This is a genomic window from Pseudomonas sp. FP2335 (genome assembly GCF_030687535.1).
Lineage (GTDB): Bacteria > Pseudomonadota > Gammaproteobacteria > Pseudomonadales > Pseudomonadaceae > Aquipseudomonas.
The window spans coordinates 5,781,955-5,806,093 of sequence record NZ_CP117437.1 but is presented as its reverse complement, the minus strand read 5'-3'; the positions used below and the strand labels follow the sequence as shown (position 1 = coordinate 5,806,093).

At 61.4% G+C, this 24,139-nt stretch carries 23 protein-coding genes; 14 read left to right on the top strand and 9 right to left on the bottom strand.

The annotated features are described in order from the left end of the window. The first annotated feature begins 4 nt into the window (after positions 1-4). The 3 genes from PSH81_RS26275 to rsd all read left to right on the top strand — a co-directional run bounded on the left by PSH81_RS26275 (position 5) and on the right by rsd (position 2,672). Positions 5-1,246: a heme biosynthesis protein HemY gene (locus tag PSH81_RS26275; protein WP_305391728.1), complete on the top strand. Its 1,242-nt coding sequence runs from the start codon at positions 5-7 to the stop codon at positions 1,244-1,246. Between the two features lie 236 nt (positions 1,247-1,482). Beyond that, complete coding sequence (locus PSH81_RS26270; RefSeq protein WP_226454648.1) at positions 1,483-1,998, top strand: disulfide bond formation protein B; 516 nt, start codon at positions 1,483-1,485, stop codon at positions 1,996-1,998. Between the two features lie 215 nt (positions 1,999-2,213). Further along, complete coding sequence (rsd, locus tag PSH81_RS26265) at positions 2,214-2,672, top strand: sigma D regulator (protein ID WP_226454647.1); 459 nt, start codon at positions 2,214-2,216, stop codon at positions 2,670-2,672. Positions 2,673-2,726: 54 nt separating this feature from the next. On the opposite strand, the gene PSH81_RS26260 is transcribed toward rsd, so the two are convergent. Then, the gene (locus PSH81_RS26260; protein WP_226454646.1) at positions 2,727-3,404 is read right to left on the bottom strand and encodes an FKBP-type peptidyl-prolyl cis-trans isomerase; all 678 of its coding nucleotides are present in this window, start codon (positions 3,402-3,404) and stop codon (positions 2,727-2,729) included. Between the two features lie 192 nt (positions 3,405-3,596). Here PSH81_RS26260 and PSH81_RS26255 point away from each other — a divergent pair, with 192 nt between their 5' ends. Then, positions 3,597-4,715 (top strand): AlgP family protein, encoded by a 1,119-nt coding sequence (locus PSH81_RS26255; RefSeq protein WP_305391727.1) that lies wholly within the window; start codon positions 3,597-3,599, stop codon positions 4,713-4,715. Here PSH81_RS26255 and PSH81_RS26250 read toward each other — a convergent pair. Next, positions 4,712-5,176 carry a TIGR02444 family protein gene (locus PSH81_RS26250; protein ID WP_226454644.1) on the bottom strand — a complete coding sequence of 155 codons (465 nt, stop codon included), beginning with the start codon at positions 5,174-5,176 and terminating at the stop codon, positions 4,712-4,714. The two genes, PSH81_RS26255 and PSH81_RS26250, sit on opposite strands and share 4 nt — an antisense overlap. A 50-nt stretch (positions 5,177-5,226) precedes the next feature. Between PSH81_RS26250 and PSH81_RS26245 the strand changes: the two genes are divergently transcribed. The 3 genes from PSH81_RS26245 to PSH81_RS26235 all read left to right on the top strand — a co-directional run bounded on the left by PSH81_RS26245 (position 5,227) and on the right by PSH81_RS26235 (position 8,396). Further along, positions 5,227-7,137 (top strand): ATP-binding cassette domain-containing protein, encoded by a 1,911-nt coding sequence (locus PSH81_RS26245; RefSeq protein ID WP_305391726.1) that lies wholly within the window; start codon positions 5,227-5,229, stop codon positions 7,135-7,137. Next, positions 7,137-7,691 carry a mechanosensitive ion channel family protein gene (locus tag PSH81_RS26240; protein ID WP_192297956.1) on the top strand — a complete coding sequence of 185 codons (555 nt, stop codon included), beginning with the start codon at positions 7,137-7,139 and terminating at the stop codon, positions 7,689-7,691. Before PSH81_RS26245 ends, PSH81_RS26240 begins: the two co-directional genes overlap by 1 nt. Before the next feature lie 72 nt (positions 7,692-7,763). Continuing rightward, positions 7,764-8,396 (top strand): LysE family transporter, encoded by a 633-nt coding sequence (locus PSH81_RS26235; RefSeq protein ID WP_226454642.1) that lies wholly within the window; start codon positions 7,764-7,766, stop codon positions 8,394-8,396. Positions 8,397-8,536: 140 nt separating this feature from the next. Here PSH81_RS26235 and PSH81_RS26230 read toward each other — a convergent pair whose 3' ends face one another. Genes PSH81_RS26230 through PSH81_RS26215 form a run of 4 tightly spaced genes read right to left on the bottom strand, consistent with a single transcriptional unit; the run spans position 8,537 to position 11,680 of the window. After that, positions 8,537-9,277 carry a penicillin-binding protein activator LpoB gene (locus PSH81_RS26230; RefSeq protein WP_305391725.1) on the bottom strand — a complete coding sequence of 247 codons (741 nt, stop codon included), beginning with the start codon at positions 9,275-9,277 and terminating at the stop codon, positions 8,537-8,539. Between the two features lie 3 nt (positions 9,278-9,280). Continuing rightward, on the bottom strand, positions 9,281-9,868 hold the full coding sequence (gene lpoB / locus PSH81_RS26225) for a penicillin-binding protein activator LpoB (protein ID WP_049710984.1): 588 nt from the start codon (positions 9,866-9,868) through the stop codon (positions 9,281-9,283). 35 nt (positions 9,869-9,903) lie between these two features. Continuing rightward, complete coding sequence (locus tag PSH81_RS26220; protein WP_192297953.1) at positions 9,904-10,275, bottom strand: YcfL family protein; 372 nt, start codon at positions 10,273-10,275, stop codon at positions 9,904-9,906. A gap of 10 nt (positions 10,276-10,285) precedes the next feature. Continuing rightward, the gene (locus PSH81_RS26215; RefSeq protein WP_226454639.1) at positions 10,286-11,680 is read right to left on the bottom strand and encodes a COG3014 family protein; all 1,395 of its coding nucleotides are present in this window, start codon (positions 11,678-11,680) and stop codon (positions 10,286-10,288) included. Between the two features lie 257 nt (positions 11,681-11,937). On the opposite strand from PSH81_RS26215, the gene PSH81_RS26210 reads away from it, so the two are divergent. Together PSH81_RS26210 and PSH81_RS26205 are read left to right on the top strand one after the other, a co-directional pair. Continuing rightward, on the top strand, positions 11,938-13,833 hold the full coding sequence (locus PSH81_RS26210; RefSeq protein ID WP_305391724.1) for a cytochrome c/FTR1 family iron permease: 1,896 nt from the start codon (positions 11,938-11,940) through the stop codon (positions 13,831-13,833). Positions 13,834-13,985: 152 nt separating this feature from the next. Then, a complete protein-coding gene (locus PSH81_RS26205; protein ID WP_305391723.1) occupies positions 13,986-14,441 on the top strand; it encodes a YaiI/YqxD family protein in 456 nt (151 codons plus the stop codon). Positions 14,442-14,477: 36 nt separating this feature from the next. On the opposite strand, the gene elbB is transcribed toward PSH81_RS26205, so the two are convergent. Continuing rightward, positions 14,478-15,143: an isoprenoid biosynthesis glyoxalase ElbB gene (elbB, locus tag PSH81_RS26200; RefSeq protein WP_226454636.1), complete on the bottom strand. Its 666-nt coding sequence runs from the start codon at positions 15,141-15,143 to the stop codon at positions 14,478-14,480. A 116-nt stretch (positions 15,144-15,259) separates the two neighbouring features. Between elbB and PSH81_RS26195 the strand changes: the two genes are divergently transcribed. Continuing rightward, positions 15,260-16,495: a sterol desaturase family protein gene (locus PSH81_RS26195; RefSeq protein WP_305391722.1), complete on the top strand. Its 1,236-nt coding sequence runs from the start codon at positions 15,260-15,262 to the stop codon at positions 16,493-16,495. Here the strand turns inward: PSH81_RS26195 and PSH81_RS26190 are convergent. Next, positions 16,476-17,111 (bottom strand): DedA family protein, encoded by a 636-nt coding sequence (locus PSH81_RS26190; RefSeq protein WP_226454826.1) that lies wholly within the window; start codon positions 17,109-17,111, stop codon positions 16,476-16,478. The genes PSH81_RS26195 and PSH81_RS26190 overlap by 20 nt on opposite strands. Positions 17,112-17,319: 208 nt before the next feature. Here PSH81_RS26190 and hemB point away from each other — a divergent pair, with 208 nt between their 5' ends. Together hemB and ppk1 are read left to right on the top strand one after the other, a co-directional pair. Further along, positions 17,320-18,333 carry a porphobilinogen synthase gene (gene hemB, locus PSH81_RS26185; RefSeq protein ID WP_192297947.1) on the top strand — a complete coding sequence of 338 codons (1,014 nt, stop codon included), beginning with the start codon at positions 17,320-17,322 and terminating at the stop codon, positions 18,331-18,333. Between the two features lie 18 nt (positions 18,334-18,351). Next, entirely contained in the window at positions 18,352-20,574 is a 2,223-nt protein-coding gene (ppk1, locus tag PSH81_RS26180; protein WP_305391721.1) for a polyphosphate kinase 1, read from the top strand. 136 nt (positions 20,575-20,710) lie between these two features. On the opposite strand, the gene ppx is transcribed toward ppk1, so the two are convergent. Further along, a complete protein-coding gene (gene ppx / locus PSH81_RS26175; protein ID WP_305391720.1) occupies positions 20,711-22,213 on the bottom strand; it encodes an exopolyphosphatase in 1,503 nt (500 codons plus the stop codon). 449 nt (positions 22,214-22,662) lie between these two features. Between ppx and PSH81_RS26170 the strand changes: the two genes are divergently transcribed. Together PSH81_RS26170 and PSH81_RS26165 are read left to right on the top strand one after the other, a co-directional pair. Beyond that, positions 22,663-23,310 (top strand): DUF1120 domain-containing protein, encoded by a 648-nt coding sequence (locus PSH81_RS26170; protein ID WP_226454632.1) that lies wholly within the window; start codon positions 22,663-22,665, stop codon positions 23,308-23,310. A gap of 85 nt (positions 23,311-23,395) precedes the next feature. Next, positions 23,396-24,133, top strand: a complete 738-nt coding sequence (locus PSH81_RS26165; RefSeq protein WP_192298240.1) for a fimbria/pilus chaperone family protein — start codon at positions 23,396-23,398, stop codon at positions 24,131-24,133. The last annotated feature ends 6 nt before the right edge of the window (positions 24,134-24,139 follow it).

The following is a 24,139-nucleotide window of genomic DNA, read 5'->3' as shown; positions in this document are numbered from 1 at the left end:
GCCGATGAAGCGTTTCTATGTGGTCCTCGTGCTGGCGATTGCAATCGCCCTGGCACTGGCTGTGGGCATCTCGAAACATACCGGCTACGTGCTGATTACCTATCCCCATGTGCTGAATTACGAGTCGAGCCTGTGGGCGACGCTGGTGGCGGTGTTTGCCATCGGCCTGGCGATCTACCTGGTCCGCCTGTTGTTGAGCCTGGTGACCACCTCCGGCGGCGTGGTCAACCCGTGGTCGCGGCGCAACCGCAGCCGCCGTGTGCAGATCGCGATTGAGCAGGGCCAGATGGACCTCGCCGAAGGCCGCTGGGCCAGCGCCGAGCGTCACCTGCATCGCGCCGCCGAAGCGGAGCGCCAGCCATTGCTCTACTACCTCGGTGCCGCGCGTGCGGCGAACGAGCAGGGTCGTTATGAAGAGGCGGATGGTTTGCTGGAGCGCGCCTTGGAGCGTCAGCCCCAAGCCGAGTTGGCGGTAGCCTTGAGCCATGCGCAATTGCAGATGGATCGCGGCGACACTGAGGGTGCCCTCGTCACCTTGCAGGCCATGCACGCCCGTCATCCCCATAACGCCCAGGTCCTGCGCCAATTGCAGCGCCTGCATCAGCAGCGTGGCGATTGGTCGTCGGTGATTCGCCTGCTGCCCGAGTTGCGCAAGGACAAAGTGTTGCCCGCCACCGAACTGGCCGAACTGGAGCGTCGCGCCTGGGGTGAAAACCTCAGCCTGGCGGCCCAGCGCGAGGAGCAGGGCGAAGCGGGCTTGCAGTCCCTTGAGCGGGCCTGGCAGCAACTGACCTCTGCCCAGCGTCAGGAGCCGCAGTTGGTGCTGGCGTATGCCGAACAGCTGCGCCAACTGGGCGCCGACGCGAAGGCCGAAGAGTTGCTGCGCGGGGCGCTCAAGCGCGGTTATGACAGTCATCTGATCCGACTGTATGGCTTGCTGCGTGGCAGTGATCCGGCGCGGCAACTGAAGTTTGCCGAGGGCTGGCTCAAGGACCATCCGGGCGATGCCAGCCTGCTGCTGACCCTGGGCCGCCTGTGTCTGCAAAACAGCCTGTGGGGCAAGGCACGCGACTATCTGGAAAGCAGCCTGCAGGTGCAGCGCAACCCCGAAGCCTGTGCCGAACTGGCGCGCCTGCTGGCGCAACTGGGCGATACTGAACGCAGTAATCAGCTGTTCCAGGAAGGCCTCGGCCTGCTGGATAACCGCCTGCTTGCTTCACCTTTGCCGGTGCCTGCGCGAGTCTGAAGTAGGAAGGATGCAAGGGGTGGCTCGGATACGTCTGACGGCCAACCCCTCAAGTCTACGCATTTACTCGGCCGAATCGCATTCGTCATAAACTCCTACGTAGCGTTGTGTTATGTCCTCCAAACTCTGGTGGGATGTCCTTACGTTTTCGCGGAATTGTCTGCTCTAGCGCGTATTGAAAGGGGTCAGGCCTTTCCTCTACCGTAACGACCTATCTTTTGCGGTACGGATAAACAATGTCTCTGGCCCCCTCACGTTCCCTGTTTCTCCTGGCGTTCATGGCAGGTGTGCTGACGTTGGGCGCGTCTTTCTACCTGGAATATGGCGCGCTTCTGCGGCCCTGCTTCCTGTGCCAGGTGCAGCGGGTATTTCTCGCCACGTTCACGCTGATCAACTTGATCGCGGTCGCTCATAACCCCAGACGTTTCGCCGCGGGTCTGTACGGGTTGGCGGGCATGGGGTGTGCGTTGCTTGGCGCAATTGCCGCAGCACGCCAGGTATTGCTGCAGAGCAGCACGTCGGGTGTAGCCCCTGAATGTTGGCCAAGCCTGCAGGACATGCTGGAAAAGCTGTCGTTCTGGCAGGCGGTGCACGCGATTTTCAACGGTACCGTCGATTGCGTGGAAATCAACTGGACGCTATTCGATTTGAGCCTCCCCGAGTGGAGCCTGTTGTTCTTTGTCGCGATGCTGATCCTGGGGGTCATGCAGTTTGCGGGGCTGTTGTCCGGCCAGCGATTGAGTCTGGGTTAGCACGCAAATCAACATTAGGGTTGTAGGACGGGATTAAACACTTGTATGAACTTTCTGTCCTGCGTACCTTGAAGCCATAGTCATGCGGGCATAATCTGGCCCGCATGCAGTATCGGAACCGTTTGTCCGATGCGGCCTTGTCCGGCCGCGGCGTTATCCTTTAAGTGTTGCGCGGGCACCAGGCGGCAGCGCCCCTATAGGGAAGAGAGATCATCATGCTGGAAAGTTGTCAGAATGCTCAGGAACGCTGGGGTGGGGTGCACAAGCTGATCGACAGCTGGTTGAAGGCACGTCACGAACTGGTTCGGGCCTTTGATGCGCTTGGCGCCAAGCCCGAGGAACTGGCTGAGAATCGCAAACCGTTGTTGGGTTTTTGCGGTGTACTGATGGACTACGTGTCTGAGGGACACTTCGGTGTCTACGATCAATTGACCAAGGAAGCAAAAGCCTTTGGTGATGATCGCGGCCTCAAGCTGGCGGATACTATTTACCCGCGCCTTGATGCAATCACTGAGAAGCTTGTCGCCTTCAATGACCTGTGTGATGCCGGTCAATGCGTGGCCGAGAAATTCAAAGAGTTGGGCGGCCTGCTTCACGAACGATTCGAGCTGGAAGACTGCCTGATCGAAGTGCTGCACAACGCTCACAAGGAAGAGCCCGCCACCCAGGCTTGACCCCTGAACTGCAGATAAGGAAACGGCGCGTTTTACGCGCCGTTTTTTATTGGGTCAGTGGCGGATGCCGAGTAATTCGATCTCAAAGACCAAGGGCGTGTAGGGCGGGATCAACTCGCCTGCACCGTCGGCGCCGTAGGCCTGGGCAGAGGGGATGACCAGGCGCCATTTTGCGCCCGTCGGCATCTGTTGCAGCGCGCTGGTCCAGCCGCTGATCACACTGTCCAGGCGGAACCATTGGGGCTGCGTGCTCTGATCGAATACCGTCCCATCGGGCAGTCGTCCCACGTATTTGACCTGCACTTCATCCGTCGCCAATGGCTTCGGACCACTGCCTGGTGCCAGCTCCGTCAGCAGGATTGCGTCGGCCAGTTCGCGCACGCCGGCAACGGCTTTTTCCTTGCTCAAGAACTGCTGTTCTGCGGCGAGTGCTTTTTCGCTTTGAGGTGCCTGTGCGTCGGCTGCGCTCTGTGCTTCGTGCTGGGCCAGCAGCTGTTCGATGCGCGCATTATCGAGTGCCAGCGGCTTGCCTTGATAGGCTTGCTTGAGGCCGTCGAGCAAGGCCTGGATCTGCAAGTCGGGGACTTCCTGGCGCAAGCGTTCGCCGAGGCTGGCGCCCAGGCTGTAAGCGAGGTCGTGCCGGTTCTGGTCAGTGGTTTTGGACGACGATTGCTCGCTCCCATTGGCCACTGAAATCGCCAGGCCCAATACAAGAAAAAGGTAACGCGACATGGGCATCCTCCCGCCGAAAGTGCGACGGATTATGCCAGTGCGAGGCGGTAAAAAGTGTCGTGTATTTTCGTTATGACGATAAGAATTTTCGCACGGTGCAACGCCAGGCAAACGATACTGTCAACATGCCCTAGCGGCGGTAAGAGCAGAGGGCTAGTATGAGCCGCACCCACGTCAGCCAGGAGGTAAACCATGTCGGCCAAACAGAAGCCTGTAAATACCCCGTTGCATTTACTCCAACAACTTTCGGGCAGCCTGCTCGAACATCTGGAAAGCGCTTGTTCCCAAGCCTTGGCCGATGCAGAAAAGCTGCTCGCCAAGCTGGAAAAACAACGCGGTAAAGCGCAAGAGAAGCTGCACAAATCCCGCACCAAACTGCAAGACGCCGCCACTGCCGGCAAGGCCAAGGCACAAGCCAAAGCCAAAGACGCAGTCAAAGAACTTGAGGACCTGCTGGATGCCCTCAAGGATCGCCAAGCCGAAACCCGCGGCTACATCTCCCAACTCAAAAAAGACGCTCAAGAAAGCCTGAAACTGGCCCAGGGCGTTGGTCGTGTGAAGGACGCCGTAGCCAAAGTGCTGGGCGCTCGCACCCCGGCAAAAGCCGCTGCGCCAAAAGCCCCAGCCAAAGCTGCTGTCGCCAAGCCAGCTGTTAAAACTGCTGCTGCAAAACCAGCCGCCAAGCCAGCTGCCAAAACCGCTGCTGCAAAACCAGCCGCCAAGCCAGTTGCTAAAGCCGCTGCTGCAAAACCAGCCGCCAAGCCAGTTGCTAAAGCCGCTGCTGCAAAACCAGCCGCCAAGCCAGCTGCCAAAACCGCTGCTGCAAAACCAGCCGCCAAGCCAGCTGCCAAAACCGCTGCTGCAAAACCAGCCGCCAAGCCAGCTGCCAAAACTGCTGCTGCGAAACCAGCCGCCAAGCCAGTTGCTAAAGCCGCTGCTGCAAAACCAGCCGCCAAGCCAGCTGCCAAAACTGCTGCTGCAAAACCAGCCGCCAAGCCAGCTGCCAAAACTGCTGCTGCGAAACCAGTCGCCAAGCCAGTTGCCAAAGCCGCTGCTGCAAAACCAGCCGCCAAGCCAGCTGTTAAAACTGCTGCTGCGAAACCAGCCGCCAAGCCAGCGGCCAAACCTGCTGCCGCGAAACCAGCCGCCAAGCCAGCCGCAAAACCTGCTGCTGCAAAGCCGGTCGCTGCTAAAGCCGCACCGGCCAAGCCTGCAACACCAGCGGCTACCCCGGCAGCGTCCACCACGCCAGCTGCTGCTCCAGCTGCTGCGCCGGTAGCACCAAGCACCACTCCAACCAGCGCTTCCTAAGTGCCGGTGACCATGACGCGCAGCTGTTGCAGCGCGTCATGGTCAAGGTTGGCGGCATCCTCGGCCGCCAATCCTTCCAGCCACGGCTGGTGACCTTTCACACCGGTTGGCCATTCCAGCGCCAGCGTTTCCAGGCGTGCCAGCAATTGCCGTTCGGCATCCAGCTCCAGACTTTTGACCCGCTCTCGCAACTGCGCCAGTGATTCGTCCTGCTGCGCCAAGGCGCGCCATTGCGTGCGCAGCTGTCGCAAGGGTTCAATCACCTGTGCGCGCCACGGGCGGGCGAGCTGTTGCAGTGCATGAACGCGCCCAGGCTCAAGTGCAACACCGCGTTGCTCCAACCATGCAGCGCAGAGCAGCAGGCACACATCCGCCCCGTGTTCCTGCAAGCGCAGGCACGTGCTTTCGACGCCCGGACGGGCGTAAGTCGAGAGGGCAAAGCTCCACAGGTCAGCGCACATATTCACACCCAAGCCAGCGGCCAACGAAGCTGGTAGACTCCGCCGCCATTATGATCCGACTTCAAAGCCTAACATTACAGCGTGGCCCGCAACGTCTTCTCGAAGACGCCGAGCTGACCCTGCACGCCGGTCACAAAGCCGGCCTGATCGGTGCCAACGGCGCCGGCAAATCCACGTTGTTCGCCCTGTTGCTGGGTGAGCTGACCCCGGATTCCGGGGACTGCTTGCTGCCGGCCGACTGGCGCATCGCCCATATGCGCCAGGAGATCGACACCCTGGACCGCATCGCGATCGACTACGTGCTCGATGGCGACTTGCGCCTTCGCCAGGTGCAGCGCGACCTGGCCGAGGCCGAGAAAGCCCAGGACGGTGCCGCCCAGGCGCGTCTGCATTCGGAGCTCGACAGTGCCGACGGCTACACCGCCGACGCCCGTGCGCGCAAGATGCTGGCGGGCCTGGGGTTCACCAACGAACAGATGGATCGCCCGGTCGCCGACTTCTCCGGTGGCTGGCGCATGCGCCTGAACCTGGCCCAGGCGCTGATGTGCCCGTCCGACCTGTTACTGCTCGACGAACCGACCAACCACTTGGACCTCGATGCGATCCTGTGGCTGGAAGATTTCCTCAAGAGCTACCAGGGCACCTTGCTGCTGATTTCCCACGACCGGGATTTCCTCGACGCCGTGGTCGACAACATCGCCCACGTCGAACTGAAGAAAATCACCCTCTATCGTGGTGGCTACACTGCGTTCGAACGCGCCCGCGCCGAGCGCCTGGCCCAGCAGCAACAGGCCTTCGAGAAGCAGCAGGCGCAGCGTGCGCACATGGAAAGCTACATCGCCCGGTTCAAGGCCCAGGCCACCAAAGCCCGTCAGGCCCAGAGCCGGATCAAGGCGCTGGAGCGCATGGAAGAGCTGTCGGCGGCCCACGTCGATTCGCCGTTCGACTTTGTCTTCCGCGAGTCGGTAAAAATTTCCAGCCCGCTGCTGGACCTCTCGGATGCACGCCTGGGTTATGGCGACAAAACCATCCTGGAGAAGGTCAAGCTGCAGCTCACGCCGGGCGCGCGCATCGGTTTGCTCGGTCCCAACGGCGCGGGCAAGTCGACGCTGATCAAGAACCTGTCGGGCGAGCTTGAGCCGCTGGCCGGGCGCCTGACCCGTGGCGAGAACACGGTGGTGGGCTACTTCGCCCAGCATCAGTTGGACTCCCTCGACTCCAAGGCCAGCCCGCTGCTGCACCTGCAACGCCTGGCGCCGACCGAGCGCGAGCAGACCTTGCGTGACTTCCTCGGTGGTTTCGACTTCCGTGGCGCTCGCATCGACGAGCCGGTGCTGAATTTCTCCGGCGGCGAAAAGGCCCGCCTGGCCCTGGCGCTGATCGCCTGGGACCGGCCGAACCTGCTGCTGCTCGACGAACCGACCAACCACCTGGACCTGGAAATGCGCCTGGCGCTGACCATGGCCTTGCAGGAGTTCAGCGGTGCGGTACTGGTGGTGTCTCACGATCGCCACTTGCTCAAGAGCACCACCGACAACTTCCTGCTGGTGGCCGACGGCAAAGTCGAAGAGTTCGACGGCGACCTCGACGACTACGCACGCTGGCTGACCGACTACCGCCTGCGCAACGCGCCGGTCAGCAACACCCCGGTCAACCCGGACAAGACCGACAAGAAAGCCCAGCGCCAGGCCGCTGCCGCATTGCGTCAACAGTTGGCGCCGCACAAGCGCGAGGCCGACAAACTGGAAGCCGAGCTGGGCAAGGTGCACGAGCGCCTGGCCAAGATCGAAGCCAGCCTGGGCGACAGCGCCGTGTACGAAGCCGCGCGCAAGGACGAATTGCGCGACCTGCTGGCCGAACAGGCCAAGCTCAAGGTGCGTGAAGGGCAATTGGAGGAAACCTGGATGGAGGCCCTCGAGTTGCTTGAAACCCTGCAAGCGGAGCTGGAGGCGCTGTCCTGATGGAAGCGCTGCAACTGCCGCTGCCGGCGCAATGGATCGCGCCTGTATGGATTGGTGTGCAAATCCTGCTGATCCTGCTGGCCGGCTACCTGGCCCAGCGTTTTGTCGCCAAGGGCCTGACGCGCCTGGGCCAGCGTTATCCGTTCCCGCCGCAGCTGCTGATGCCGCTTCGCGGCGGTCTGCGCTGGCTGATCATGGGCAGTGCATTGATCTTTGTGCTGGAGCGCGTGGGCGTGTCGGCCACGGTGTTGTGGACGGCGCTGTCGGGGTTTGTCGCCGTGGCCGCCGTGGCGTTCTTCGCCATGTGGTCGGTGCTCTCCAACCTGCTGTGCGCAATCCTGATCTTCACCGTCGGGCCATTTCGCATCGGTGACATCGTCGAGTTGGTCGACACGGTCGACAAACCCGGGGTGAAAGGTCGGGTGGTGGCGATCAACCTGCTGTACACCACACTGATCGAAGTCGCGGAGGCCGGGACTGACAGTGCGATGGTGCAGGTGCCGAACAGCCTGTTCTTCCAACGCTCGGTGCGTCGCTGGATCACACCCGCTTAAAAAAATCTATAGCCAGGCCTCGTTGCTCGGAGTTAGCTTAACGCTCACGACGAATTTGAAATGAGGTGTGTAATGGCACTCGATACATGGCTGGCCTTTTTCGTGGCCAGTTGGGTCATCTCTCTTTCCCCTGGTGCCGGCGCCATCGCCTCGATGTCCAGCGGCCTGCAATACGGTTTTGCGCGCGGCTACTGGAACGCCATCGGCCTGCAAATCGGCCTGGCGATGCAGATTGCCGTGGTCGCCGGCGGCCTGGGTGCCATTCTGGCGACGTCTTCCACAGCGTTCTACGCGATCAAATGGTTTGGCGTGGCGTACCTGGTGTACCTGGCCATCAAGCAATGGCGCGCCTTGCCCGTGGACATGACCGACGACGCGGCCGTGCGCCCGATCGGCAAGCCGCTGGCGATGATGTTCCGTGGCTTCCTGGTCAACGCGAGCAACCCCAAGGCCTTGGTGTTCATGCTCGCGGTGCTGCCACAGTTCGTGAACCCGCAGGCGCCGCTGCTGATCCAGTACCTGATCCTGGGCGCGACGATGATCTGCGTGGATATGATCGTGATGGCGGGGTATACGGGGCTGGCGTCGAAGGTGTTGCGGTTGTTGCGTACGCCTAAGCAGCAGAAGCGTATGAATCGCACGTTTGCGGGGTTATTCGTGGGGGCCGCAGGCTTCCTTGCCAGCCTGCACCGCGCCACGGCATAACTGTCGAAACCGGATTAAAAAAGTGGGAGCGGGCTTGCTCGCGAATACGGTCTGTCAGTCACTGATGTGCTGACTGATACACCGTATTCGCGAGCAAGCCCGCTCCCACATTGGTTTTATGTTGCCTGTGAGATAGCTGATCAGCGCAAGATCTTCGGTGCTTCATCCCTCGGCAAGTTGTTGCGCAGCACCGGCTGGTCTGGCGCTTGATAGCCGCCGCCCAACTGTTCTGCCAACTGCCGTGCCACATCCTCCCCCAACGTCTTGGACACTTCCTTCACCACCCGCGGCCGGTTCAGGCTCACACGCACATCGCGGCTGCTGACCAATTTGGTGTCCTGGCCTTCGCCCATGGCGGTAAACGCCGAGGTGATCTCGAAGGTGCGCGTATTGATCAGGCTGAAATCCGCCACCAGGGTCAGGCCCAGCACCGCCGAGTAGCTGTTGGTGCGGTCGATGGCGTTGAGGTCCTGGGTGAAGTCGATGTCGGACAGGGTGCCGAACAGCACGTAGTCCGCGCCTTTGAAATTGCCGGCCTTGATGCGCTTGATCACGTCATACACGTCAGCTGTGGCATCGGCGGTGTAAGGCGTGCCCTGCACCAGTTGGAACTGGCGCGACTTGAGGATCTCGCCCTTGATGTCACCGCTGAATTTACGCAGCTCGTTCTGCTCGATGTAGCTGGAGCGGCTTTCGTACTCGCTGTAGCTCGACGCGCCACTGGCGTTGTACGCGCTTGCCTGGAAGTTGTTGCTGGCCGAGACCTGGTGGATGTATTCCTCGACCCGCGCCTGATAGGCCAGGTCGGTCACCGCGATCTTCGGGGCGGCCGTGGCGCCAAAGGCACACAACAGGCCGATCATGCCGATCCATGCACGCATTGCTTAGCGCTCCGTGGTCTTGCGGATTTCTTTTTCGTCCATCCATTCAGCCAGACCGCTCTCGACGTCGATCAACTGCAGGCTGAATTTGTAGAACACGTCCTTGTAGTCCGAGCTGCGCTTGACTATGGAGCTGATGGAGCCTTCCAGGCGGTACTTGGCAGCGACCATGTTGCCGGTCTTGCTCACCGTGGACTTCTTGTACAGGCCGCTCTGGTTTTGCAGCTTGAGCTGGTCGACCTGGCTCTGCATGTCGGTGTTGTCGCTGGCGAAGCGCGCGGTGCCAGTCTTCATCAGCTGGGTCTTGATCGACGTGGTGATCTCACGGGTGTCGATGTACTCGCTGGTCTTGTTTTTCACGTCGTACACCTGCACCACCGGGCGGCCTTGCAGGATGCCGGACTGGGCGAGGGAGCGGGTCATGCTTTCGGCGATCATCTGCAGGTCGGTGGAACCGAACTCGTTGGTGACCAGTTCCACGGCCTTGGTGTCGCCGTAGCTGATGTTTTTACCGCCCAGCACCGGCGACGTGTTGGAGCAACCGCTGGCCAGGACGGCAACCACGGCGAGAATCGAGAAGCGTGCAAACATGGGGAAATCTCTCAGCAGCAAAAAGGATGAACGGCTCAAGGGGTTTTCACTTCAAGACGGAAGTCCGCCGCCTGCGGCAGGTTGGCAATGGCCGGCAGGAAGGTCGCCTGGTTGGCGTACAGGCTCAGCACCTTCCAGGCTTCTTCATCACCCACCGGGAAACCGTCGGCGCCCAGCCAGGCAAAGCGGTAATACATCATCTGGTTGCTGCTGGTGATGTTGCTCAGCTGCACCTTGGCGGTGAGGAAACCGTTCTCGCGGGCCACACGAATGGCGCCGACGGCGATGCCCTTGAACTTGCCCATCACCACGATTTTGCTCGCGGCGCTGCCAGGGGCCGGTGGTGGCGGGGTGGCGCAGCCGGCGAGCAGGACCAGCGCCAGGGCGCCGAGGATGAAATGACGCATAGCGTGCTCCTTAAGGTTGTTTGAGGGCGATGGCTTGGGTTGCCGCGTTCGGCACCACGTGGGCGGCGAGACCGCCGGCGAACACCTGATTGCCGACCACGCGCAGGGTGATCACCTGGTAACGCTGGTCGGCCTTGACCGTGACCAGCGTGCCGCCCAAAGCGTTGGGTAGGCTGACCTGGTGCTCGCCGCGCTTGAGGCGCAGGCGGGTGACCTGGGTCAGGTCCGGCAGGGTGCGCCAGGTGCGCGTGTCGGCGCCTTCGGCGACGGCCGAGGCGATACCTAGTACCAGGCCGGCCATGGGGTTGGTCTTGTTCAGGTTGTTTTGCGCCACGCCACGGCTGACGGCGCGCACGGTGGTGCGCAGGATGATCCCCGGCATGTCGTCACGCAGGGCGCGACGGGACATGGCGGTGGTGCTGTTGAGCGCAGTGAGGTTCTGTTGCTGGCCGTCGACGCCGATCTGGGCGAAGGCTTGGGTGGACGTGTCGGGCTTGATAATCGGGAACGACAGCGGGGTGATCACCAGGTTGCCGTTGATCGGGATCGGCAGCGGCAGGCGAATCGAATCGCGGGCCGGGGCCAGGCCGCTCTGGATCACGATCAGCACGTCGGTTTCATCGGCGCCGACCTTGGATTTGTCCAGGTCGAGCAGGGCCTTCTCCAGCAGCGGAGTGTTCGGGCGCAGTTCGGCGGCCTTGCGGTAGCCGGGGGCAGCCAGGTCTTTTTCGCCGAGGGCTTCGTAGACGAAACCGGCCAGGTAATGGCTGAACGCACTTTGGTAGCTGTTCTTCAGGCCGACCACTTCCGGTGCGTCGAGGGCTTGCACCGGGTAGCCGTGCAGGTCTTTGAGCTGGGTGGTCACGCCCTGGCGCTCGGCGTCGTCTTCGCGCTTGAGGTACTCCTTGTCACGCAGGTCGGCGATCACGGCTTCGCGCTCGTGGGTCTTCTTGATTTCGGTGCGGGCGCCGTCGAAGTCATTCAGGGCCAGCAGATTCAAGGCCATCTGGGTGGTCAGCATGACTTTTTCGTAGTCGTAGCCTTCGTAGCGGCGCACCTTGTCGTTGGCCAGGAAGCTGCCGAACTGGGCGAGGTACTTGTCGCTGTCGAACTTGACCGATTCTTCCCACTTGTAGACTTGCAGGTCGGCGCTGCGCCAGGCGGTCTGGCTGCCGCTCAGGTCGCCCTTGGCCCGTAGCAGCTCACCCTTTTCGAAGAAATACAGCAGGTCTTTGTCTTCGCTGCTGTTGTTCTTTTCCAACAGGGTCAGGGCCGCGTCGACATTGCCGGTGGCCAATTGCTGGTTGGTGGCCTGCAGCTCGGTGTCGTAGCTGCGAAACATCGAGCAACCGGACAGCAACGTGACTGCCACGAGCGCAAGCGGGGTAACGGCGCGAAATGCCATGCAAACTTCTTCCCTGAAAGTAACCAGCTGATGTGCAGATTCCTCATAAACATGAGGCAATAAAGACCCTTTCGCGATAACAGGGCGCGGCATTATAGGCGCCATCAGTGGCAAAACAATGGCTTTTTGCTCGGTTTACGGCGGTAAGTGCCATCATCGGTTCAAGGGTTTTGCAAACGCCCATTCACTAACGCCTTGAGTCAAAGCCGTTAAACCTCAACAATGTGTTACTTCGTATTTCCCTTTGAGATTCATTCATGACTGCCCCCTTCCGTTTTCTCGCCTGGCTGATGCTACCGGCGCTGATGTCGTGCAGCTTCAACCTGCTGGCCGCGACTGCCGAAGGCGCCCCACAGGCCCTGCATTTGCTGGACTACATTGGCGCCGACTACCCTCCCACCGTGGAAGCGGGCAAGGTCATCGATGAATCCGAATACCGTGAGCAGGTGGAGTTCCTCGGAGTATTGCAGGGGTTGGTGGCGCAGTTGCCGGCGAAGCCCGAGCGGGCCGACTTGGTAAAGGGCGTCGATGAGTTGCTGGCGGCCGTGACCGCTCACGCCGAGGGCGCGACCGTGGCTCGCCAGGCCCGGCAATTGGGTGCCCAACTGGCGGTGGCGTATGAAGTCAGCCAGGCTCCGGCGATCACCCCTGACCCGACGCGTGGCGCGCCGCTCTACGCCCAGCATTGCTCGGTGTGCCACGGTGCTGCCGGGGCCGGTGATGGCCCGGCGGGCATGGGCATGATGCCGCCGCCTGCCAATCTGACGGACACCACGCGCCTGGATCGCCTGAGCCTCTACGCGATCTACAACACCCTCGGCCTGGGCGTCGAAGGCACGGACATGCCGTCTTTCGCCGATCAATTGGACGACCGTCAGCGCTGGGACCTGGCCACCTACATCGCCGGTTTCACCGCCGACCCGGCTGCCGCGAAGAGCGAACAACCGTTCAACCTCGCCGACCTGGCCCGCCAGACCCCAAATGAAGTGCTGGCTGCCAGCGGCCCAAGCGCTGCCGCGACCTTCCGCGCCCAGCGTGCTCAACCGCCGCAGGTCAAGCGTGGCCCGGCGCAGTTGCTGGATTACACCGCCAGCACTCTGGACAAGAGTCTCGCCGCGTTCCGCAATGGCGACCACGAGCAGGCTTACGACCTGTCCGTCGCCGCCTACCTGGAAGGCTTCGAGCTGGTGGAAAGCTCGCTGGACAACGTCGACGCCAACGTGCGCAAGGACACTGAGAAAGCCCTGATGGCCTATCGGCAGTCGTTGCAGGACGGGTTGCCGATCGAGCAGGTGCAACAGCGCCTGGACGTGGCCAAGGGCAAGCTCACGCAATCCGCCGGCTTGCTCGGCAGCGATGGCCTGAGTTGGTCGTTGAGCTACATCTCCGGCTTGCTGATCCTGCTGCGCGAAGGCCTGGAAGCGATCCTGGTGCTGGCGGCAATCCTCGCGTTCCTGCGCAACACCGGCCAGCAGTCGGCGGTGCGCAGCGTCAACGTCGGCTGGGGCCTGGCGCTGTTGGCCGGGCTGGCGACCTGGGCGCTGGCGGCGTATGTGATTGACGTCAGCGGCGCCCAGCGCGAACTGCTTGAAGGCTGCACGGCGCTGTTCGCCAGTGTGATGGTGCTGTGGCTCGGCGTGTGGATGCACGACCGTCGTCACGCCGCCGCCTGGCAGGACTACATCAAGAGCAGCCTGGTTGGCGGCGGCGGGCGCTTTGGTTTTGCGATGCTGGCGTTCTTCTCGGTGTACCGCGAGCTGTTCGAAGTGATCCTGTTCTACGAAACCCTGTGGCTGCAAGCCGGTCCGGCCGGGCACAACGCGGTGCTGGCCGGCGGCGCCACGGCGCTGGTGCTGTTGGTGGGCCTGGCGTGGGTGATCCTGCGCGGTTCGGCGAAGCTGCCATTGGCACTGTTCTTCGGCATCAACGCAGCGCTGCTGTGTGCGTTGTCGGTGGTGTTTGCCGGGCATGGCGTGAAGGCGCTGCAAGAAGCCGGCATCTTCGGTACGCGGCCGGTAGCATTTTTTGACTTTGACTGGCTAGGGATTCATGCCGATGCGTACTCGTTGAGTGCGCAGGCGGTGGCGATCCTGGCGATTGTGGTGTTGTATGGCCGCAGTCGGTTGGCTGAGAAGCGCCACGCCACTGCTTAAGCGGGCACAGTCAGTGTGGGAGCGGGCTTGCTCGCGAATGCGGTGTATCAGCTTGCCTATATATTGCTGACCCACCGCTTTCTCGATCAAGCCCGTTCCCACACAAGCCCGCTCCCACATGTTGAACTGTGTTGTGGATATGAGGAGTGTTTATGCGCGTATGGATCGATGCCGACGCCTGCCCTCGGGCAGCCAAGGACCAGGTGGTCAAGTTCGCCCTCAAGCGTCAGTTCGAGGTGGTGCTGGTGGCCGGACAAAGCCAGATCAAGCCGAGCTTTGCCTGCGTGAAGCTGATCGTGGTGCCTAGCGGCCCTGACGCGGCGGATGATTATCTGGTGGAGCACGCGGTGCCCGGCGACTTGGTGATCTGCAGCGACGTGCCCCTGGCGGATCGTTTGGTGAAGAAGGGCGTTACGGCCCTCGACCCGCGGGGCAAGGAGTTCAGCCCGGCGAACATGAGTGAACGCCTGGCGGTGCGCAACCTGTTCACCGATCTGCGCGAACAAGGCCAGATGGGCGGCGGGCCACCACCCCATGGCGAGAAGGACAAGCAGGCGTTCGCCAATGCCCTGGACCGCATCCTCACACGCCTGATGCGCCAACCCTGAATCGTCGTGAGCGGGCCAAGCCCGCTCACTACAGGGTCAGTCGTTTTCGTGGGTCAGCTCGAGCACCCGGTCTACCAGCTTGTTGATGCCCGACGCCACCTCGCTGATGCTTTTGCCCACCATATAGGCCGGTGTGCTCACCAGCCTGCGCGCCGTGTCCTCGACGATGTCGTCCACCGCGCATTCCTGGTGGGTGGCGCCCATCTTGTCCAGGGCCGCTGCCGTGTCAGCGCAATTGCCGATGGTGCAGGTCACGCCGGGGCCGTAGATCTTCGCGGCCAGGGCCGGGGAGATGCAGATCAGCCCTACCGGCTTGCCCGCTTCGGCAAAGGCTTCGGCCAACGCCAGTACCTGCGGGTTGACGCTGCAACCGGCGCCTTCCACGGCAAAGTTCGATAGGTTTTTCGCCGCCCCAAACCCTCCGGGCACGATCAGCGCGTCGAAGTCGGCGGCGTTGGCCTCGCCAATGTCCTTCACGTCACCGCGAGCGATACGTGCCGACTCCACCAGTACATTGCGCGACTCGGGCATTTCTTCGCCGGTGAGGTGGTTGATCACGTGCAGTTGCGCAATGTCCGGGGCAAAGCATTGGACCTGAGCGCCGCGCTGGTCCAGACGCAGCAGGGTGATCACGCTTTCGTGGATTTCGGCGCCGTCGTACACGCCGCAGCCGGAAAGGATCACTGCAATTTTTTTGCTCATGGGCATTTCTCCTAGGGTCTTGGCGTTAAATGTCTACTAATTTGTCACCTGTTGCCAATGGGCTCTCGCGGCGCTACACCTACTCTAGATGTAACAAAAATAGACCGGACTAGCCCATGGACTTCGTGCCTTACGCGGTACCGTTTTTCATCGCCTTGATCGTGGTAGAGCTGCTTGCCGACCGCTGGCGCGGCGCGCGCAATTACCGGGTGGCAGACGCCATCAACAGCCTCAGCACCGGCGTGCTGTCCACCACCACAGGCTTGCTGACCAAAGGCGTGGGGCTGCTCACCTACGCGTTTGCCCTCAAACACTTGGCGCTGCTTGAATTGCCTGCCCAGACCCCCTGGACCTGGGTATTCGCTTTCGTGTTCTACGACTTCTGCTACTACTGGCTGCACCGCATGGGCCACGAGCGCAATATTTTGTGGGCCGCGCATTCGGTGCACCATCAGAGTGAGGACTACAACCTCAGCACCGCCCTGCGCCAGACCAGCACCGGTTTCCTGCTGAGCTGGATCTTCTACCTGCCGCTGGCGGTGGTCGGCGTGCCGCTGGTGGTGTTTATCAGCGTGGCGTCGCTCAACCTGCTGTACCAATTCTGGGTGCATACCCGCCACGTGCCCAAGCTTGGCTGGTTCGAATGGTTCTTCGTCACACCGTCCAATCATCGGGCGCACCATGCACAAAACGCTCTCTACATGGATCGCAACTACGGCGGTGTGTTCATTATTTGGGACCGGCTGTTCGGCACCTTCCAGGAAGAAGACGACAACGAACCGGTGATTTTCGGCGTGACCACGCCCCTGGCCAGTTGGAACCCACTGTGGGCCAACCTGCAGTTTTATGCCCAGCTGTGGAGTGATGCGCGGCGCACCGAGAAGTGGTGGGACAAATTGCGCATCTGGTTCATGCGCACCGGCTGGCGCCCGGCGGACGTGAAAGCCAGGTACCCGTTGGCCAAGCACGACTTGAGTCAGTTCCGCAAATTCGAGGTGCCGCTGGATGTGCGCCAACAGGTGTACATCGCTCTGCAATTTGCCGCGTATGTGGGGTTTGGCAGCTATCTGATGAATTTCGGTGAAGGCCTGCCGACCGCGGCGTTGATTCTGGGCTGGAGTGCCATGGCACTGGGATTGTTTACCCTGGGCGTGGCCCTGGAGGACCGGCCGTGGGCGCTGAAGGCCGAGCTGACGCGGCTGGCGCTGAATGTGCCGCTGGTGTGGCTGGCGCCGCAGGTCGGGCTGTGGCCGGCCAGCAACCTGGGCTGGCTGGGCCTGGCGAGTTACAGCCTGCTCAGCGTGATCGGCCTCTACTGTTGCAGAAGCCGGCTTACTCGACTGGTGTCTTAGACGCCTCGACCGCCGCCGGCTCGGCCGCGAGCCGGGCCTTGGCGTCGGCGCAGGCTTGACGGGCGATGCGCGCGTTCTTGATCCGGCGGCGCAGCCACAGGCCAAAGCCCAGCACCAGCAGCGCGCCCAGCACCCACAGCTCGTACTTCTTGACGCTGCCGAGCATGCCTTCGAGCACCGCGCCGAAGTGGTACGCCGCTGCGCCCAGCGCTGCCGCCCAGATCGCCGCGCCAATGCCGTTGAGGATCAGGTAACGCACCGGCGGATAACCGGAAAGGCCGATCGCCACGGGCATCACCGTGCGCAAGCCGTAGACGAAGCGGAAGCTCAGTACCCAGATGTCCGGGTGCTTGCGGATATGCTCCAGGGCTTTGTCGCCCATCAATTGCCAGCGCGGCTTGCGCGCCAACAGCTTGCGGCCGTGCTTGCGCCCCAGGAAGTACCACAACTGGTCGCCGGCATAGCTGCCGAAGAAGGCAACGACCACCACCAGATTGATGTCCATGTACCCACGGAACGCCAGGAAGCCTGCGAGCACAAGGATGGTCTCACCTTCAAAGAAGGTGCCCAGGAAGAGCGCAAAGTAGCCGAAGTCATGCAGGAATTGTTGAAGCATGGTCTGGGGTGCTGGCGAAATGAACGCGCAGCCTACGCCTTCGTGAACATTCATGAAAGTATCGAGATGTGTCTTGAAGTGAACAATTCCTACATAAATGACGAATGCGGCTACAGGTCGCACCGTTAAGCACAACTGTCATTCATTCGTCATAATGCCCGCTTATAACTGCAACGCTCGCCCGTAAACGCGGGCTCAGGAGTCTGTCGTGAGCTTTACCCCTGCCAATCGCCTGTTCCCCGCCACCCGCCTGCGTCGCAATCGTCGTGATGATTTTTCTCGCCGTCTGGTCCGTGAAAACGTGCTGACGACGAATGATCTGATCCTGCCGGTGTTTGTGCTCGACGGCGAGAATCGGCGCGAAGCAGTGGCGTCGATGCCGGGCGTGGAGCGCTTGACCATCGATCAGTTGCTGATCGAGGCGGCGGGTTGGGTCGAGCTGGGGATTCCGGCGGTGGCGTTGTTCCCGGTCACACCGGCGGGGCTCAAATCCCTCGACGCGGCCGAAGCCTGGAACCCGCAGGGCATCGCCCAGCGCGCCACCCGCGCCCTGCGCGAGCGTTTCCCGGAGCTGGGCGTGATCACCGACGTTGCCCTGGACCCGTTCACCACCCACGGCCAAGATGGCATTCTGGACGAAGACGGCTATGTTCAGAACGACATCACCGTCGATGCGCTGGTCAAGCAAGCCTTGTCCCATGCCGCAGCCGGTGCCCAGGTGGTTGCACCGTCGGACATGATGGACGGCCGCATCCAGGCGATCCGCGAAGCCCTGGAGCTGGCCGGTCACGTCAATGTGCGGATCATGGCCTACTCGGCCAAGTATGCCAGCGCCTATTACGGCCCGTTCCGCGATGCGGTGGGTTCGGCACTGAACCTGGGCAAGGCCAATAAGGCCTCGTACCAGATGGACCCGGCCAACAGCCACGAAGCCCTGCACGAAGTGGCGGCCGACCTGGCCGAAGGCGCCGACATGGTGATGGTCAAGCCCGGGATGCCGTACCTGGACATCCTTTACCGGGTCAAAGAGGAATTCAAAGTGCCGACCTTTGTCTATCAGGTCAGCGGTGAATACGCCATGCACATGGCCGCGATCCAGAATGGTTGGTTGAGTGAAGGGGTGATCCTTGAATCCCTGACTGCCTTTAAACGTGCCGGCGCTGATGGCATCCTGACTTACTTCGCCGCCCGCGCTGCCCAATTGCTTAGAGAGCAACAATAGCCCTCACAGGAACACTTGATGAATACCGAAGGACTCACAGAAGTTGCCGTAAAAGACGCTCACCCGGTGGTTGAACCTGTCACCGAGACCCCGCCGGAGCTGGAGCCGGCCCCACCTGTCGTGGTGGTCGAAACACCGGCCCCGGCGCCTGTGGCGGTGGTGACCAACCTGGATGACAGCAGCCTGTACATCCATCGCGAGCTGTCACAACTGCAATTCAACATCCGCGTGCTGGAACAGGCGCTGGATGAGTCCTACCCGTTGCTGGAACGCCTGAAGTTCCTGCTGATCTTCTCCAGCAACCTGGACGAGTTCTTCGAAATCCGCGTCGCCGGCCTCAAGAAGCAGATCACCTTCGCCCGTGAACAAGCCGGCGCCGACGGCCTGCAACCTCATCAAGCGCTGGCGCGCATCAGCGAGCTGGTGCATGGCCACGTGGACCGCCAGTACGCGATCCTCAACGACATCCTGCTGCCGGAACTGGAGAAACATCAGGTCCGCTTCATCCGTCGCCGCCACTGGACCACCAAGATCAAGACCTGGGTGCGCCGTTACTTCCGTGACGAAATCGCGCCGATCATCACCCCGATCGGTCTCGACCCTACGCACCCGTTCCCGTTGCTGGTGAACAAGAGCCTCAACTTCATCGTCGAGCTGGAAGGTATCGACGCCTTCGGTCGCGATTCCGGCCTGGCGATCATCCCGGCGCCGCGCTTGCTGCCACGGATCATCAAAGTACCGGAAGAGGTGGGGGGCGCTGGCGATAACTATGTATTCCTGTCGTCGATGATCCATGCCCATGCCGATGACCTGTTCCAGGGCATGAAGGTCAAAGGCTGCTACCAGTTCCGCCTGACCCGCAACGCCGACCTGGCGCTGGACTCCGAAGACGTCGAAGACTTGGCCCGTGCCCTGCGCGGCGAGCTGTTCTCGCGGCGCTACGGCGATGCGGTGCGCCTGGAGGTGGCCGACACCTGCCCGAAACATCTGTCGGACTACCTGCTCAAGCAGTTCAACCTGGGCGAGACCGAGCTGTATCAGGTCAACGGCCCGGTGAACCTGACGCGCCTGTTCAGCATTACCGGCCTGGACAGTCATCCGGAACTGCAATACACGCCGTTCACCCCGCAGATCCCGAAACTGCTGCAAAACAGCGAGAACATTTTCAGCGTGGTGAGCAAGCAGGACATCCTGCTGCTGCACCCGTTCGAGTCGTTCACCCCGGTGGTCGACCTGCTGCGCCAGGCCGCCAAGGACCCGCACGTTCTGGCCGTACGCCAGACCCTGTACCGCTCCGGCGCCAACTCGGAAATCGTTGACGCCCTGGTCGACGCTGCGCGCAACGGCAAGGAAGTCACCGCGGTGATCGAGTTGCGGGCGCGCTTCGACGAAGAGTCCAACCTGCAACTGGCCAGCCGCCTGCAAGCGGCCGGTGCGGTGGTGATCTACGGCGTGGTCGGCTTCAAGACCCACGCCAAGATGATGCTGATCCTGCGCCGCGAAGCGGGTGAGATTGTGCGCTACGCCCACTTGGGCACCGGCAACTACCACGCCGGCAACGCCAAGCTCTACACCGACTACAGCCTGCTGACTTCCGACGACGCCCTGTGCGAAGACGTCGGCAAGTTGTTCAGCCAGTTGATCGGTATGGGCAAGACGCTGCGCATGAAAAAGCTGCTGCACGCGCCGTTCACCCTCAAGAAGGGCATGCTCGACATGATTGCCCGCGAAACCCAGTTCGCCCTCGACGGCAAGCCGGCGCACATCATTGCCAAGTTCAACTCGCTGACCGATCCGAAGATCATCCGCGCGCTGTACAAGGCCAGCCAGTCCGGCGTACGCATCGACCTGGTGGTGCGCGGCATGTGCTGCCTGCGTCCGGGGATTGTCGGCGTATCGCACAACATCCACGTGCGCTCGATCATCGGCCGCTTCCTGGAGCACACGCGGGTGTTCTATTTCCTCAATGGCGGCGAAGAGCAGATGTTCCTCTCCAGCGCCGACTGGATGGAGCGCAACCTCGACAAACGTGTGGAGACTTGCTTCCCGGTGGAAGGCAAGAAGCTGATCATGCGCGTCAAGAAGGAGCTGGAAAGCTACCTGACCGACAACACCCACAGCTGGAGCCTGCAATCGGACGGGCGCTACGTGCGCAACACGCCAACCGGCAACCAGAACCCGCGCAGTGCGCAGGCGACGTTGTTGGAGCGGTTGGGTAGCCCGATCCTGACGGTGAGCTGAAACCTGCGACAAACCAAATGTGGGAGCGGGCTTGCCCGCGATAGCGGTAGGTCAGTCAAAGATGCATTGACTGACACTCCGTCATCGCGGGCAAGCCCGCTCCCACATTTGTTTTTGCAGTGTTCTTTAGAGCGCCTCAGCGCACGTTCAGCGTGAACCCCACCCGCGTCAACCATTCCGCTTCTTGCGCAAAATCCGCCTGGGTCAGCTGGTTTTCGTCCAGCCAGCCTTTCGGGAACACCACGTCCAGGCTCTCGGCGTCGGCGCGCAAGGTCACCTGGGGCATTTCCTGGGTACCACGGATGTGATGGAACAGGATCGCAAAACGCAGCAGCACGCACAGGCGGATCAGCTTGATGCCGTCGTCGCCGAACTCGGCAAACTTGTCCTTGGGGATGTTGCGGCGGTGGCCGCGCACCAGCAGGGCGAGCATCTGTTGGTCTTCGCGGGAGAACCCGGCGAGGTCGGAGTGCTCGATCAGGTAGGCGCCGTGCTTGTGGTAATGGTAGTGGGCGATGTCCAGGCCCACTTCATGCACCTTGGCCGCCCAACCCAGCAGCTCACGCCAGACACCGTCTTCCAGGTCCCAGTCGGCCGCGACCTGGTCGAAGGCGTGCAGGGCTTTGCGCTCCACGCGCACCGCTTGTTCCATGTCGACGTGATAGCGCTCCATCAGCGAGCCGAGGGTGCGCTCACGCACGTCTTCGTGGTGGTGGCGGCCCAGCAGGTCGTAGAGCACGCCTTCACGCAGGGCTCCGTCGCAGTGGTCCATGCGTTGTAGTTCGAGGGCGTCGAAGATCGCCTCGAGAATCGCCAGGCCCGCCGGAAAGATGGTGCGACGGTCGGGCTTGATGCCGTCAAAGTCGATTTTTTCCGCGTCACCCAGCTTGAACAGCTTGCGCTTGAGCCACGCCAGGCCTTCGGCATTCACCTCGCCGGTGCCATGGCCGCCGGCTTTCAGGGCCAGGCCGATGGCGCGGATGGTGCCGGAGGAGCCGATGGCTTCGTCCCAGGTCAGGCGGTGCAGGGCGTGCTCGATGCTCATGATCTCCAGCCGCGCCGCCGTGTAGGCCTGGGCGTAGCGTGCCGGGGTGATCTTGCCGTCCTTGAAATAGCGCTGGGTGTAGCTGACGCAGCCCATCTGCAGGCTTTCGCGCAACAATGGCTCGAATCGTTGGCCGATGATGAATTCGGTACTGCCCCCGCCGATGTCGGCGACCAGGCGTTTGCCGGGGGTGTCGGCCAGGGTGTGGGATACACCGAGGTAGATCAGGCGTGCTTCCTCACGGCCGGAGATGACTTCCACCGGGTGCCCGAGGATGTCTTCGGCGCGGCGGATGAATTCGCCACGGTTGCGCGCTTCACGCAGAGCATTGGTGCCGACGATACGCACGGCGCCCAATGGCATACCGTTGATCAACTGGGCAAAACGCTTGAGGCAATCGAGGCCGCGTTGCATGGATTCTTCGTTGAGCTGACGCTCATCATCGATCCCGGCTGCCAGTTGTACTTTCTCGCCGAGCCGCTCAAGGATGCGGATCTCACCGTTCTGGGCCTTGGCCACGACCATGTGAAAGCTGTTGGAGCCCAGGTCGATGGCGGCGATCAGGGACAGATTCTTGGCTTGGGATTGCGGCATGGTTTGGGGGTCTCGGTCGATAACCTAGCCATCGTGCCACGATCGACCGCTGGAGCCAACGCGTAGTGCTTCGGGAATTTCGCTGAGGCCGCTTGTGAAGCTTTTTTGCAGAAAATATAGGTTGTCTTTACGGGCTTATGTCGAGGTGGATGACGGATATGTAGGAGTTGTTAACTGGGGACTGTTGTAGAACTTCTTATGACTTCTCCTACAGTAGTTGGTCAATGTTCTTTTTGTTTTATTGTTCTGCGCCTACCACTGAGACGGGCTCTTTGCGCAACTTGTCTTTTACTGGTCCTACGCTAACTGATGTGTTGTCTTATTCTTTAATGGAGTACCAAAGCGACAGACTGTCACCCGGCAATTTCGCCGTGGTGTTATTTATTTATGGATTTATGTTTCCAGGATAAAAATAAATACGCCTGATAACTTTAAGTGACGGGTCGACTATGAAGAAAATTATTGGATTGACGCTTGGTATCGCTTGCCTGGCAGCAACGCTTAGCGCCCAGGCAACCACCAGCGCTCAGTTGGTGGTCAGGGGCTCAATTACACCTGCCGCCTGCAACCTCAGCCTGGCAGGCAGTGGCATTGTCGATTACGGCGTGATCCGTTCTGGTGAGCTCTCCCAGACAGCATTCAACCCGCGCGAGGAGAGGACCACTTCCCTGGTCGTCAACTGCGGTACGACGCCAGCGAAGTTCGGCCTCACCTTCACCGACCTGCAAGCGGGTAGCAAGGTGACGGGTATCCTGGGTGCCGGCTTTACCGAGGCGCAGAACTATGGCTTGGGCATGGCAGGAAACCGCAGAACCGGCGGCTACTCGATCACGCTCAAGGATCTGCGGTCTTCCGGCGTAACGCTGTATCCGATCATGCGCTCCGGTGGCGGAGCTTGGCAGAGCAGTGATGGTAAGGTTGCGCAGTCACCCAGCCAGTACTCCTGGCGCAACGGTGCGACGATTACACCTGCCTCCATCACCCAACTGACAGGGACCATTGCAGTGAAGGCCGTCATCAATAAAGCCCAGGACTTGGACCTGAGCCGCGACGTCTCCATTGATGGGCGAGCCACGCTGGTATTGAGTTACATCTAAACGACGACAATACAGCCGTTCAAGAAGTGTAACTACTTCTTGTCGGCTGTTTTACGTGGGCGCTTGGCTATCAACCGTTAACTTCATGGATTGCGGGGAATACTGCGTGCGTGGTTCTTCAGTAATAAACAGTGTGCTGTTACAGGTGGCAAGTTTATTTATTCTTTTAACCAATGTTGCGGCAGCGGACGGCATGCAGCCGGAAACTACTGTGGTCGTGCTGTATGAAGAAGCGGGTGAAGCCACACTCAATGTCAAGAACACGGACGCGGGCCCGGCGCTGCTGCATTCCGTCGTGGAAAATGTGCCCGAGGACCAGGCCCCGCTACTGATTGTCACGCCGCCGATCACACGGGTGGAGGCGGGCGATACGCAACTGGTGCGTTTTATCGGCACATCGACGGAACCGCTGAAGACCCAGCGGCTCAAGCGTGTGTCCTTCGAGGGGATTCCCCAGGCACGTGCCGCCGGCGCTGCGACCATCGGTATCACCCTGCGCCAGAATTTGCCGCTGATCCTTCACCCGCGGGGCCTGCCTTGGCATCACACGCCCTGGGAATTGCTGGTGTGGCGGCGGGCCGGTGAGCAGCTCACGGTGCATAACGACAGCGCGTATGTCGTACGCCTGGCGCCAGACGTGCGTTTGTTGCCGCAGGGCGTCCCGGCCACATTGCCGCGTGCCTACCTCTTGCCGGGTGAAACGCTGACCGCGAAGGCCGACGGGCCCATGGCGGGCTCAGTCACGGTCGAGATCCAGCCGGCCACGGTCTACGGTTTCTCGGTAGACAGTTACCAGGCGCCGATCACCCAGGGCGAGGGTTGATCAGCC

Excerpts from the sequence above, each read along its gene's own strand:
- PSH81_RS26215 (WP_226454639.1), bottom strand. The coding sequence starts at position 11,680 with ATGGCATTTCGCGCCGTTACCCCGCTTGCGCTCGTGGCAGTCACGTTG.
- PSH81_RS26165 (WP_192298240.1), top strand. The coding sequence starts at position 23,396 with ATGGATTGCGGGGAATACTGCGTGCGTGGTTCTTCAGTAATAAACAGT.
- PSH81_RS26210 (WP_305391724.1), top strand. The coding sequence starts at position 11,938 with ATGACTGCCCCCTTCCGTTTTCTCGCCTGGCTGATGCTACCGGCGCTG.
- ppk1 (WP_305391721.1), top strand. The coding sequence starts at position 18,352 with ATGAATACCGAAGGACTCACAGAAGTTGCCGTAAAAGACGCTCACCCG.
- PSH81_RS26205 (WP_305391723.1), top strand. The coding sequence starts at position 13,986 with ATGCGCGTATGGATCGATGCCGACGCCTGCCCTCGGGCAGCCAAGGAC.
- rsd (WP_226454647.1), top strand. The coding sequence starts at position 2,214 with ATGCTGGAAAGTTGTCAGAATGCTCAGGAACGCTGGGGTGGGGTGCAC.
- PSH81_RS26240 (WP_192297956.1), top strand. The coding sequence starts at position 7,137 with ATGGAAGCGCTGCAACTGCCGCTGCCGGCGCAATGGATCGCGCCTGTA.
- PSH81_RS26245 (WP_305391726.1), top strand. The coding sequence starts at position 5,227 with ATGATCCGACTTCAAAGCCTAACATTACAGCGTGGCCCGCAACGTCTT.
- PSH81_RS26250 (WP_226454644.1), bottom strand. The coding sequence starts at position 5,176 with ATGTGCGCTGACCTGTGGAGCTTTGCCCTCTCGACTTACGCCCGTCCG.
- PSH81_RS26275 (WP_305391728.1), top strand. The coding sequence starts at position 5 with ATGAAGCGTTTCTATGTGGTCCTCGTGCTGGCGATTGCAATCGCCCTG.
- lpoB (WP_049710984.1), bottom strand. The coding sequence starts at position 9,868 with ATGTTTGCACGCTTCTCGATTCTCGCCGTGGTTGCCGTCCTGGCCAGC.
- PSH81_RS26230 (WP_305391725.1), bottom strand. The coding sequence starts at position 9,277 with ATGCGTGCATGGATCGGCATGATCGGCCTGTTGTGTGCCTTTGGCGCC.
- PSH81_RS26195 (WP_305391722.1), top strand. The coding sequence starts at position 15,260 with ATGGACTTCGTGCCTTACGCGGTACCGTTTTTCATCGCCTTGATCGTG.
- PSH81_RS26255 (WP_305391727.1), top strand. The coding sequence starts at position 3,597 with ATGTCGGCCAAACAGAAGCCTGTAAATACCCCGTTGCATTTACTCCAA.
- PSH81_RS26170 (WP_226454632.1), top strand. The coding sequence starts at position 22,663 with ATGAAGAAAATTATTGGATTGACGCTTGGTATCGCTTGCCTGGCAGCA.
- PSH81_RS26190 (WP_226454826.1), bottom strand. The coding sequence starts at position 17,111 with ATGCTTCAACAATTCCTGCATGACTTCGGCTACTTTGCGCTCTTCCTG.
- PSH81_RS26235 (WP_226454642.1), top strand. The coding sequence starts at position 7,764 with ATGGCACTCGATACATGGCTGGCCTTTTTCGTGGCCAGTTGGGTCATC.
- ppx (WP_305391720.1), bottom strand. The coding sequence starts at position 22,213 with ATGCCGCAATCCCAAGCCAAGAATCTGTCCCTGATCGCCGCCATCGAC.
- PSH81_RS26270 (WP_226454648.1), top strand. The coding sequence starts at position 1,483 with ATGTCTCTGGCCCCCTCACGTTCCCTGTTTCTCCTGGCGTTCATGGCA.
- PSH81_RS26260 (WP_226454646.1), bottom strand. The coding sequence starts at position 3,404 with ATGTCGCGTTACCTTTTTCTTGTATTGGGCCTGGCGATTTCAGTGGCC.
- elbB (WP_226454636.1), bottom strand. The coding sequence starts at position 15,143 with ATGAGCAAAAAAATTGCAGTGATCCTTTCCGGCTGCGGCGTGTACGAC.
- PSH81_RS26220 (WP_192297953.1), bottom strand. The coding sequence starts at position 10,275 with ATGCGTCATTTCATCCTCGGCGCCCTGGCGCTGGTCCTGCTCGCCGGC.